Below are 11,049 nucleotides of genomic sequence, written 5' to 3'. Positions count from 1 at the left end.
GAGATTAAGGAAGGGTCGTGCAAGTCGAAGGCGGTCGCCGTCTCCTGAAGAGAAGCACCTGTCTGGTTCCTAAAGTGTAATACATGCAGTTTGAATTGGACAGAATAAACTGGTTTGGAACGTGGTTTCTGTACTCCTTTTACTCCGTAATGTTGATAGGCACGAACCCACCGTTTGATGGGAGTGACACTAGGGATCAAGTATTTCTTCGCCAATAACCGGTATCCCAGCTCTCCTTGCATATACTCCTTCACAATCATTAATTTAAATTCCTCACTATACATTGTCATACAAAAACACCCCAGAAGTTAGATTTTTAACTCTAACTTCTGGGGTGCACTACCTTGCCGTGGGGCTGGCCTTCAGCTATTTCTCCTGCCCGCAGGGGCAGAAGAAAGGAGGCAGGTTAGCTGAGAGAGTCCCCTCCGGAAAGCGACCCTTCGGAGACAAAAGCATAATATCGTATACTTATACAAAAAAAGTACTTTCTCAACAGCCTGAAGCAATTGATTCATGCAGTTTACAGTGTAAATTTTTTTAGCCGCTTCCTTTACATGTTGTTTAAAGCTGAGGATTGTACAAACAGCGGACTAAATTATAAGAGTGAAGAGCCTCCGTCAATAAACAGTTCTGTGCCTGTAATATGTTTTGAGGCGTCTGATGCCAGAAAAGATACAAGGTCTGCTACTTCTTCAGGATCTCCTCCCTCTCCTTTCAGCGGCTGATCTCCTTCCGGGTGTTCAACTGGAATCTCTATTTTTTCGAGTTTCTCATCTTTAGGGAAAGTATTTTCTCCAATATCTGTTTCAATAAAGCCTGGGCAGATCACGTTAACTCGGATTTTATAGTTAGAGAGCTCCAGTGCCGCCATTTTACCGAAAGCAAGCTGTCCTGCTTTTGAACTGCTGTAGGCAGACATACCGAAGTTTGAAAATACCCTTGTCCCATTTACAGAACTGGTAAGTATAATACTGCCGCCATTATCTTTCATATGTGGTATAGCAAATTTCACAGAATGGAAAGTCCCTTTTAAGTTCGTCTGAATCGTTTGATCCCATTCTTCTGAATCTAAATCTTCTATCGGTGCCACCGTGCCGTTAATACCTGCATTGGCAAATACAATATCCAGCTTTCCAAATTCATCGACAGTCTTTTGAAATGCTTCTTTCATCTGGTCTGCGTCTGCTGTATCTGCAGCAGCTACGATGGCTGTTCCGCCATTATTTTCAATTTCGTCTTTAGTATCCTTACACTCTTCTTCATCTATATCAACAAGACATACTTTTACTCCCTGTGCGGCCAGCTGCAGCGCTGCAGCTTTCCCCATACCGGATCCTCCTCCGGTAACAAATGCTGTTTTTCCTTCTAATGAAGAATATTTATCCATAAAATCCACCCTTTTCGTCAGTATATTTCTTCCATTACAGTTCCCAATCTTTTTTCTTTGTAAACCTTGCCGGGTCAATATTCATTCATTTACGATATGCTTGATTTTATGGATGTGCAGTTAATTAAAGGCTGCTTTGAAAATAAAAGCTCCGTTTAAAAATTAGCTCTGTTAATGTTCAGTGTTGATAATAATACAAGACTTCGCTGCAACTCGGCAGGCTTGCCGTGGAGGAGATCTCCGGGTAGACTAACGTCTTCCGGGATCTTCCGACCTCCTTCTTCCACAGGCGGTATGAACGTTCACCGCCGGAAGCATTTGCTGATTTACTCTCACTGAGGACACTTTACTCTCGCAGCAAGGTGAGTTACTCATTTTGAACAGACTTCACTCCCGTGTGACCTCTTTACTCCCGCACTGGCATGCTTTTCTCATTTTTAAAGTGCCGAATTACCATTAATTCATTTTTTCAGCACTGGTATTCATTTTTATCGGACGCATTTGCCTCCATTTCCCTTCTATCTCTCTGCTGGAAATTAATGTAGTTAATATTTTCCTGCATAAAAAAGAACCATACAAAAGCTTCAATCAGCTTCTATATGGTTCTATCATCATTTACTTGCATAATTCTTCATCATTCTCTTCCGATATTCCGCGGCGGCAGTGGTATCTTTCTTCCAGTTCTGCTATACCCCATGCTTCATTTTCCTTTTTCATATGGAAAAGATAATCATTTCCAGCTGTCGCATCATCCCGCAGTCCCCACTCTAAAACGAGAATCTCTGCTTCACTGTCAGAAATAAATTTTGTCCGGATAGCCAGTTCATCAAATGAATCTTTGCGTTCCAGCAGTCCTTCCGCACTCAGCCAATCGAATATAAGCCGTTCGGGTGCAGAATATTGGCTTGTTCCAGCAGTGAATGAGTTTTCTATTTCCCAATTCGAGGGCTGCCATTCGGTAGTACCCGGTTCCCATCCTTCCATTTCCTCCGGAGGATGGTTATTCATCCAGACCTGTGTATAAAATCCATCTCCACGTAAAGAGTAGTTTCTGTCAGAAAGACTTTCAAGCTCTCTCAGTTCCTCTGCAGCAGCAGAAGCAGTTTCTCTGGATTCCTCCAGCTGATCTTTTAAAGTGTCACTTCTTTCCTGAGAAACTTCCAGCTGGTTCTCCAGCGTATTCACTTTCTCTTCCTGCCTTTCCAGAAGAGTTTCCAGTTCTGACATCTCAGCTTCCAGTTCTTCTATTTCCTCTTCCAATGCAGCTTCTTCTTCGCTTGCTTGTGTCTCTTCTTCGGCAGCTTCAATGTCAGTATTTTGATTTGTTTCTCCTTCATCAGACGCTGCATTTCCGTTGCAGGCTGTAAGAAGAGAAAGCAGCAGAATGAATAAAACGGAAGAAGTTATCTTTTGTTCCATCTACTTTCCCTCCCGGAGTTAATAATAGTGTTTCTGTAAATAATTTATACTGACCTCAGCGCTTTTCATTGCTCCTATTTTTGAAACATCCTGTTCTACTACGAGCCATTCTACCCCAATCGTTTCACATATCTGTATTACTTCTTTTACGTCAATTCCTCCCGTGCCAAGCTCAGCAAAAAACTGTTCTCCATCTGTCGTCATATCTTTCAGATGCACAAGATTTGTTTTATTTTTATACTTCTTCAACCACTCCGTTGGCTGCTCTCCTGCTTTTTTCAGCCAGTAAACATCAAGCTCTGCATTTACGTTTTCTACATCCAATAAGAGTTCTAAAGGCTTAATTCCTTCCTTTTCCTCTAATTCAAAATCGTGATTATGATAACTGAATGTAAGTCCAGCCTCGGAAACACGTGCGGCAATATGTTTTAACTTCTCTGCTATCTCTTCGTACTTTGCTTTGCTGACGCGGTCTTCCTCCTGCAGAAATGGACAGATAATATGCTGGTTGCCAATTTCTTTTTGATACGCAATTACAGTATCAAGGTCCGTTTCCAGCACTTCCAGCGGTACATGTGCCCCTGCCGGTTTTAAGCCGGTCTCTTCAAGGAGCTTTTTTAATTCCGATGCCTGGAGCCCCCCGTAGCCTGCAAATTCCACGCCCTGGTACCCCAGTGCAGCAACTTTTTTTAAGGTTCCTGCAAAATCTTTTTCTGTTTCCTCCCGTAAGCTGTAAAGCTGAATTGCTGCTGGAATCTTTGTCATATATATCTCTCCTCATATGTAATGAAATCAGTTACATTTACTCTAGCATGAAAGTTCAAATACATAAACTTCCTTTTCAAAACAATTCAAAAACTTTTTTGAACTTTTCCTTATCATCCTGAAATTATTAATGTCTAAAATTCCTCCCAGCAGCAATCTATTCCTCATAAAACAATTTTTGTTAAAACACCGACTGCGTGGTTGTCATAAACCTTTCGCAAATGCGACGGAAAGAGAGATTCTTTTTATTGAGGATCTGACATATGATGAAATTTGTTACTGCTTGTTGAAAATACCTGCAGCCCCAGGAGGTTTAAGAGTAGTGTTTAATAATGACTTAGGACGTTTCCGTATTATGGGTCTTTTAGAAGGCGCTTCTTTAATCATTCTTCTGTTTGTAGCTATGCCGTTTAAATACATGCTGGGAATTTCAGAAGCAGTTTCTATCGCCGGTGCCCTGCACGGCTTCTTATTTATCATTTATATGATGCTTACTGTTTATACTACGTATAAAATACGCTGGTCCCTCAAGTGGTTTTTTGGCGCTGTAGCAGCTGCATTTGTTCCCTTTGGAAATTTTCTGCTGGATCGCCGCATTCACACATCTTTTAAGTGAGTGTTTCCTGATTCCACACATAAAAAACTAAAAGACCTTCTCCGCATTGGGAGAAGGTCTTTTAGTTAATATTCAAAAGTTCTTTTGCCCGGTTCACTTCTTCCTCAGAAGGGGTGTTCACACCTTCGAGTGGATAGTCGAGGCCCAGTTCCTCCCACTTATACACACCCATTTTATGATAAGGAAGAATCTCTACTTTTTCTACATTCGTGAGTGTTTCAATAAATGCTGCAAGATCTGTTAAATCTTTTTCTTCATAGCGTCCCGGCACCAGTACATGACGGATCCACACTGGCACATTTTCCTCAGAGAGCTGTTTTGCAAACTGAAAAATGTGCTTATTCGAAACGCCTGTAAGGACCCGGTGTTTCGCATCGTCCATCTGTTTCAAATCAACGAGCACTAAATCCGTGTATTTCAGCAGTTCTTTAAAAGTCTTTTGAAACCCTGTTCCCTGGGAGTAACAGCCGCCGGAACTGTCTATCGTTGTATGAATACCAAGCTTCTTACACTCTTTAAACAGTTCCAGAAGAAATTCTGTCTGCAGCAGCGGCTCTCCGCCGCTTACGGTAACTCCGCCCCCGGAACGTTTCATATAAGGAATATATTTTTTAATATCCTCTATTAATGAAGCAACACTTCTCATTTCCCCCGTTTTTCTGTCCCACGTATCCGGATTATGACAGAATTGGCAGCGGAGCAGACAGCCCTGTGTGAAAATCACATAGCGAATGCCTGGTCCGTCCACCATCCCTGCTGTTTCTATTGAATGAATTCTTCCGTCCATACCTTTTCCCTCCTATACCTCCTGTAAGGGAGGTGCAGAAGGGAAATCCCCTCTTGCACCCGCCTTACTTACATTGATTCATGGAACGTGCGGTTAATTACATCAATCTGCTGGTCGCGGGTGAGCTTAATGAAGTTCACCGCGTAACCGGAAACACGGATGGTGAGCTGTGGATATTCCTCCGGCTTCTCCATCGCATCAAGAAGCGTTGCCCGGTCCAGTACGTTAATGTTCAAGTGGTGGCCCTGCTGGTCTGCATATCCATCGAGTATGGCAGCCAGATTTGCTTTTTGGCTTTCTTCTTCTTTACCAAGTGCTTTTGCTACGATCGTAAATGTGTTGGAAATTCCGTCCAGTGCATATTCATAAGGCATTTTTGCAACAGAGTTTAAGGATGCGAGGGCTCCCTTTTTATCCCTGCCGTGCAGCGGATTTGCTCCTGGAGCAAATGGCTCGCCGTCTTTTCTGCCATCTGGAGTATTTCCTGTTTTCTTGCCGTAGACTACGTTTGAAGTAATTGTCAGAATAGACATGGTCGTTACAGAATTTCTGTAAGTTTCATGCTGCTTAAGCATTTTAGAAAACTTTATCACAAGATCCTTAGCAATTTGATCAACACGGTCATCATCGTTGCCGTACTGCGGATATTCTCCTTCTACTTCGTAATCAACAGCCAGACCGTTTTCGTCTCTGATCACTCTTACTTTCGCATGCTTGATCGCGCTGAGAGAATCAGCTGCAACAGAAAGTCCTGCAATACCTGTTGCCATCGTGCGAAGAATGTCTTTGTCGTGCAGTGCCATTTCAATTCTTTCGTAGGAGTACTTATCGTGCATATAGTGGATAATGTTCAGCGTATTAATATAAAGCTCTGCCAGCCATTCCATTACCGCGTCATAATTCTTCATTACTTCGTTATAATCAAGATACTCAGAAGTGATCGGTTCAATCCCCGGCGTTACTTTAATATTTGTTTTTTCATCTACACCGCCGTTAATTGCGTACAGCAGTGCTTTCGCCAGATTGGCTCTCGCACCGAAGAACTGCATCTGTTTCCCGATGGACATCGCGGATACGCAGCAGGCAATACCGTAATCATCGCCGTATTCAGGACGCATCAGCTCGTCGTTTTCGTATTGAATAGAACTTGATTCGATAGATGTTTTCGCACAGTAATTTTTAAATGCCTGCGGCAGTTCCGGTGACCAGAGCACCGTTAAGTTCGGTTCCGGTGCCGGTCCGAGATTGGTGAGAGTGTGAAGGAACCGGAAAGAATTTTTTGTTACCAGCGGCCGGCCGTCAAGTCCCATACCGCCGATTGATTCTGTCACCCATGTTGGGTCACCGCTGAAAAGATCGTTGTATTCCGGCGTACGCGCAAATTTTACGAGACGCAGCTTCATCACGAAGTGGTCGACGAGTTCCTGTGCCTCTTCCTCAGTAAGTGTACCTTTTTCAAGATCTCGCTCAATGTAAATATCAAGGAAAGTAGAAACGCGCCCCAGACTCATCGCCGCCCCGTTCTGCTCTTTTACTGCCGCAAGGTAACCTAGATACAGCCATTGTATTGCTTCCACTGCATTTTCCGCCGGTGCTGAAATATCAAAACCGTATATGTTTCCAAGCTCTTTCAGTTCCTGCAAGGCGCGGATCTGCTCTGTAGTTTCTTCCCGCAGCCGGATTTTATCTTCTGTCATTGCACCAGACATTCCAGCCATCTCTTCCTGTTTACTTTTAATCAGGAAATCAACGCCGTAAAGTGCTACTCTGCGGTAGTCCCCAATAATTCTTCCTCTGCCGTATGCATCAGGGAGACCTGTAATGATCCCCACTTTTCGAGCCAGCCGCATTTCAGGGGTATAGGCATCGAATACTCCCTGATTGTGTGTTTTCCGGTAGTCGGTAAATATCTGCTCTATTTCGTTGTCGAGCTCGTACCCATATGATTCGAGCGCTGCTTTAGACATTTTAATTCCGCCGAGCGGCTGCATGGAACGTTTTAACGGCACCTCTGTCTGCACGCCGACAATTTTTTCCTTTTCCTGATTCAGATAACCTGCATCATGAGAAGTAATTGTAGAAACTACTTTCGTATCGAGATCATATACTCCTCCGCGCTCCCGCTCTTCTTTCGTAAGCTTCATTACCTGATCCCATAACTCCAGTGTTGCTTCCGTGGCACCAGCTAAAAAACTTTCGTCCCCTTCGTATAAATGATAATTATTTTGGATGAAATCCCGGACATCTACTTTTTGCTGCCAGTTCCCTTGCTTAAACCCTTCCCATCCTTGCTTTTGATACTCCTGGTACATCATAGCCATAAAGCATCACTCCTCCAATCGTAATATAGGTTAAGCGCTTCCCCAAATATGTGACAACGTTGATCTAAGTTTATTATAACCGGGTATAACTAAGAATAATACCATTTGTGAATTATTTCACAAATTAGACAACAGTTAAGCTGTTTTTTTGGAAATTGTGATTTTTGTCACTGTAAATGAGGTAATCTCATGTTTAAAAGAGAGTAGGATGCCAGCTCTCTGCCGTTTACTTTAAAATTGCGAAACAGCCTGCTTTATGTAAGCTTTTACAGCTGGAAGTGTTTGTACAGGCATTTCCCAAAACAGGAATGCTGCATCGAAGCTTTTATAATTGCAGTTTTCTGCAACTTAAATAGACACAGGGACATGATAGTCTCTGTGCCTTTTTATTATATATTCAGCCTCTCTTATCCTGCTCCAGAGAAAGCCGGAAAGCTTTAACTGTAACACCGTCTCCCGCCGGTTCAAAATCGTGTTCCGGCTGCCGTTCAAAACCGTGCTTTTGATATAGAGCAATTGCTTCGTGCATAAACTCTCCTGTGTGAAGACCAATATAATTGTATCCTTTTTCTTTCGCCCGCTGAATACAAGCAGCTATGAGTGCGGAGGCAGCTCCCTTTCCTCTCGCTTCCGGTGCAACCGCTAGTACACGAATTTCAGGATAATCCAGTTCTGCCGTCATTCCTTCATATGCATCTGTTAAGGCTGGGAATAAAGCAATGCTGCCAATAATTTTATCATTTTTTTCAGCAACGAAAAGCTCTACTCCCGGCTGGCTGTCCGCTTCAGAAGTAATTGCTTTTTTTAAAGCCTGCCAGTGTTCTTCCGGAACTGCATTCCGGTGATCTTCATAAGCCTGAAGACGTTGCTCCCTTATAAATGAAACTTCTTCTGCGGCTGCTTCTCTAATTAATACACTCATTGAAAACTATCCTCTTTTCTCCTGCAGGAACTTTGCATCCTGCCTGCTGAGTTTTTCTCTGTGATGTGGAGTTTCCCAGACAGAGAGATCCGGTCCTTTCGGCAGAATTTTTGCTGCGGTACTGTCCGGATGAATCGTAATGGACAGATGATAATGCCTTTTAATTGCTTCAAAGTCTGTGGTGTCACCAAATCCGGGTGTTTGATATAAATCTCTTGCATACCCCCATAAGTTTGGCATTTCCCTAAGTAAATTGCGATTCGTATTAAATCCATTATAATAGGCTGCATCAAAACGGGCCAGCGTCGTATAAAGCCTTACATCTGAATCCGTTATAAAGTCTCCATGCAGAAAACGCTGCGCAGAGAGTTTTACTTCCAGTTCATCAAGTTTTTCAAAGAGCTCTTTATACGCTTTTTCATATGCTTCCTGTGAATTTGCAAACCCGCATTTATAAACACCATTATTAACATGATGAAATATATCCTCGTTTAACTCGTCGATCTTCCTGCGCAGAGACTCCGGATACAGATCAGGAGCTCCTTCTTTATGGAAGGGGGCCCAGGCTGTTTCCAGATAATTTGTCAGATGGAAATAATCATTATTCACAGCTTTTTTCTGTGGGATATCCACCATCACCGGCACTGTAGGACGACCTGAATAAGCAGCGTCAGCATTCTGGTAAACCTCGCTGATATACTGCACTCCAAGAACAGGATCACGATCATTTTTATCGAGAGAAAATTCCCAGTCCACCCTTCCTGCCTGCGGGCGCATTGGACTTGCTGTGCCAAGGCTAATTGCATTTTCAAGACCTAGAACCTTTCTTACAATTACTGCGCGGTGTGCCCAGGGACAGGCGGCTGACCAAAGCAGGCGGTATCGTCCTGGTTCGACAGGAAGATTTTTGGAGCCATCTCCAAACGGTGTAACGAACCTGTTCAGCTGGCGTTTAAATGACCCATCTTTGCTGATTTCTGCGGAAACTTTCGTTTGCTGCTGATCACTGATGATAATCCCTCTTTTCTCCCAAAATTTTTCTCGTAATTTTGTTATCGCACGAAATAGAAAAGGGGTCAAGAAATTAAACTTACAAAAAGTAATTAATTTACTTTCATATAAAAAAAGCCCGCTCTATAAAGAGAACGGGCTTCATTTTATCATGAATTTTCAATTAATCAATAATGGACCAGAAAGCTGGTTTCACTCTGTAATTTTCGTCGAAAACAAATGGTGCATCCACCCCGGAACCGCTGTACTGCACGGCACGGTCATCAAGCCACGTATGATTGTCTGCAATACCCCAGAACGTTACGCTGCTCAAATCGTCTCCAAGCTCTTCATACAATTCGAAAATATCGTTGTAACGGTCTGCCTGATTCAGCAGGTCCTGCGTAGGAATATCAGCATACGTTTCATATGCATTATCCGGCGGCCAGCCGTAAAGGCTTACATCCAGCTCCGTCACCTGATTGTCTAATCCTAATTCTGTAAACATATCAAAAGAATTTCTCATTTGATCCAATGATGGCCAGCCAATCTGGATATGTGCCTGATGCCCTACTCCGTCAATCGGCACTCCGTCATTTACAAGCTCTTCTACCAGATTATATAAATTATCTCGTTTGTTTTCCACTTCTGTATTGTAATCATTAATGTAAAGCTTTGCGTTTTCCCCGCCATATTCTCGAGCAGTTTCAAATGCTGTGCGGATATATTCATCTCCCGTAATCTGGTACCAAGGTGTTTCACGAAGCCCTCTTTCATTCGGACTGCCGTCATCAATTGCTTCATTGACTACATCCCACGATGTTACATCACCCTTGTACCGTTCTACTACTGTTTTTACATGCGTTTCAAGACGCTCGAGCAGCAGTGCTTTATTCTCTTCCCGCTTCACTGGATCCTGTTCGTCAACCATCTGGTTTCCTTCTTCATCAATAAAGAACCAGTCAGGCACCTGGTTGTGCCATACAAGCGTGTGGAAGCGGAGTTCCATATCGTGCTTCCTTGCGAATTCTACAATCTGGTCCGCACCTTCCCAGTTCCACTCGCCCTCCTGCGGCTGCAGTGAAATCGGCTTCATCGCGTTTTCAGCAACGAGGCTGTTGTAGTGATGCTTAAGTATTTTTGCCTGCTTTCCTTTCAGCTGATACGGTTCCACAGCTGCACCTATATCGAAGGAGTCATCATATCGTTCTGCAAGAGAAGCTACCTGCCAGGCATGAGGAGTGGAATTCCCATTTCCCTTTTCTCCTTCACCAAAAATTCCACCCTTTGGAGGACCGCCATTGCCATTCCCCTGTGCTGCCACGGTGCCAGCTCCAGCAGAAATTAATAATGAAACTGTTAAACCTGCCACAATCGGTTTTCTTAATACTCTCAGCATACAAACTCTCCTTTTATGTTGGAATTAAATTTTTAAAAACCTGCATTAATGATCATCAGCTAAAGTCATTACAGCCAGCTGGACGAAAAGAGCACTGGAAAATTTCCGTCATGCTGTAAATTTTTCTTTCAGCAGCAACCATGTAAGGGTTTTCATAAATTTATTATATAACCATTTTTGGTATTAGTACACTGAATAAACGAAGTTTTCTGAAAACAGGAAATACGGCTTGCATTAATTGTTAAATTAGAATTTTAAACCCATTCCAAAGCCCTTAAAACCTAAATATAGTGGAAGCCATAAGAACTACAGAGTGTAATTCCCAAATTAATGGATTTTAATTTTGTTTATTCAATAAATAATGTTAGATGAAAAACTCCTTAATCAGCATATTTTTTTATTGGATGTTAAAAAACAGCCCCAGTAATTAACTCAAGCTGTTT

At 42.8% G+C, this 11,049-nt stretch carries 10 protein-coding genes; 1 reads left to right on the top strand and 9 read right to left on the bottom strand.

Going from position 1 to position 11,049, the window contains the following annotated elements; translation table 11 throughout:
• The 4 genes from BLP92_RS12860 to BLP92_RS12845 form a co-directional block, all read right to left on the bottom strand.
• The coding region (locus tag BLP92_RS12860; protein WP_139148954.1) for a helix-turn-helix domain-containing protein at positions 1 to 290 on the bottom strand (290 nt) is incomplete at its 3' end.
• A gap of 305 nt (positions 291 to 595) precedes the next feature.
• Positions 596 to 1,387: an SDR family oxidoreductase gene (locus tag BLP92_RS12855; protein WP_090843360.1), complete on the bottom strand. Its 792-nt coding sequence runs from the start codon at positions 1,385 to 1,387 to the stop codon at positions 596 to 598.
• 615 nt (positions 1,388 to 2,002) lie between these two features.
• Positions 2,003 to 2,806: a hypothetical protein gene (locus tag BLP92_RS12850; protein WP_090843359.1), complete on the bottom strand. Its 804-nt coding sequence runs from the start codon at positions 2,804 to 2,806 to the stop codon at positions 2,003 to 2,005.
• Between the two features lie 18 nt (positions 2,807 to 2,824).
• Positions 2,825 to 3,571 carry a sugar phosphate isomerase/epimerase family protein gene (locus tag BLP92_RS12845; RefSeq protein WP_090843358.1) on the bottom strand — a complete coding sequence of 249 codons (747 nt, stop codon included), beginning with the start codon at positions 3,569 to 3,571 and terminating at the stop codon, positions 2,825 to 2,827.
• 322 nt (positions 3,572 to 3,893) lie between these two features.
• Between BLP92_RS12845 and BLP92_RS18220 the strand changes: the two genes are divergently transcribed.
• Complete coding sequence (locus tag BLP92_RS18220; RefSeq protein ID WP_280138093.1) at positions 3,894 to 4,187, top strand: DUF3817 domain-containing protein; 294 nt, start codon at positions 3,894 to 3,896, stop codon at positions 4,185 to 4,187.
• A gap of 61 nt (positions 4,188 to 4,248) precedes the next feature.
• Here BLP92_RS18220 and pflA read toward each other — a convergent pair whose 3' ends face one another.
• The 5 genes from pflA to BLP92_RS12815 form a co-directional block, all read right to left on the bottom strand.
• A complete protein-coding gene (gene pflA, locus BLP92_RS12835) occupies positions 4,249 to 4,974 on the bottom strand; it encodes a pyruvate formate-lyase-activating protein (protein ID WP_090843356.1) in 726 nt (241 codons plus the stop codon).
• A 68-nt stretch (positions 4,975 to 5,042) separates the two neighbouring features.
• Positions 5,043 to 7,295 (bottom strand): formate C-acetyltransferase, encoded by a 2,253-nt coding sequence (gene pflB, locus BLP92_RS12830; protein WP_090843355.1) that lies wholly within the window; start codon positions 7,293 to 7,295, stop codon positions 5,043 to 5,045.
• Between the two features lie 397 nt (positions 7,296 to 7,692).
• Positions 7,693 to 8,217, bottom strand: coding sequence for a GNAT family N-acetyltransferase (locus BLP92_RS12825; protein WP_090843354.1), 525 nt, complete (start codon positions 8,215 to 8,217; stop codon positions 7,693 to 7,695).
• Positions 8,218 to 8,223: 6 nt separating this feature from the next.
• Positions 8,224 to 9,234 carry a glutathione S-transferase family protein gene (locus BLP92_RS12820; protein WP_210184570.1) on the bottom strand — a complete coding sequence of 337 codons (1,011 nt, stop codon included), beginning with the start codon at positions 9,232 to 9,234 and terminating at the stop codon, positions 8,224 to 8,226.
• Between the two features lie 157 nt (positions 9,235 to 9,391).
• Positions 9,392 to 10,606, bottom strand: coding sequence for an endo-1,4-beta-xylanase (locus tag BLP92_RS12815; protein ID WP_090843353.1), 1,215 nt, complete (start codon positions 10,604 to 10,606; stop codon positions 9,392 to 9,394).
• Positions 10,607 to 11,049: the final 443 nt, after the last annotated feature.

Source organism: Alkalicoccus daliensis, from assembly GCF_900103955.1.
GTDB lineage: Bacteria > Bacillota > Bacilli > Bacillales > Salisediminibacteriaceae > Alkalicoccus > Alkalicoccus daliensis.
The sequence above is the reverse complement of the archived record's forward strand: the minus strand, read 5'-3'. Positions and strand labels throughout refer to the sequence as shown.

Coding starts and splice junctions, on each gene's coding strand:
- BLP92_RS12855 (WP_090843360.1), bottom strand. CDS start 1,387: ATGGATAAATATTCTTCATTAGAAGGAAAAACAGCATTTGTTACCGGA.
- BLP92_RS12845 (WP_090843358.1), bottom strand. CDS start 3,571: ATGACAAAGATTCCAGCAGCAATTCAGCTTTACAGCTTACGGGAGGAA.
- BLP92_RS12815 (WP_090843353.1), bottom strand. CDS start 10,606: ATGCTGAGAGTATTAAGAAAACCGATTGTGGCAGGTTTAACAGTTTCA.
- BLP92_RS12850 (WP_090843359.1), bottom strand. CDS start 2,806: ATGGAACAAAAGATAACTTCTTCCGTTTTATTCATTCTGCTGCTTTCT.
- pflB (WP_090843355.1), bottom strand. CDS start 7,295: ATGGCTATGATGTACCAGGAGTATCAAAAGCAAGGATGGGAAGGGTTT.
- pflA (WP_090843356.1), bottom strand. CDS start 4,974: ATGGACGGAAGAATTCATTCAATAGAAACAGCAGGGATGGTGGACGGA.
- BLP92_RS12825 (WP_090843354.1), bottom strand. CDS start 8,217: ATGAGTGTATTAATTAGAGAAGCAGCCGCAGAAGAAGTTTCATTTATA.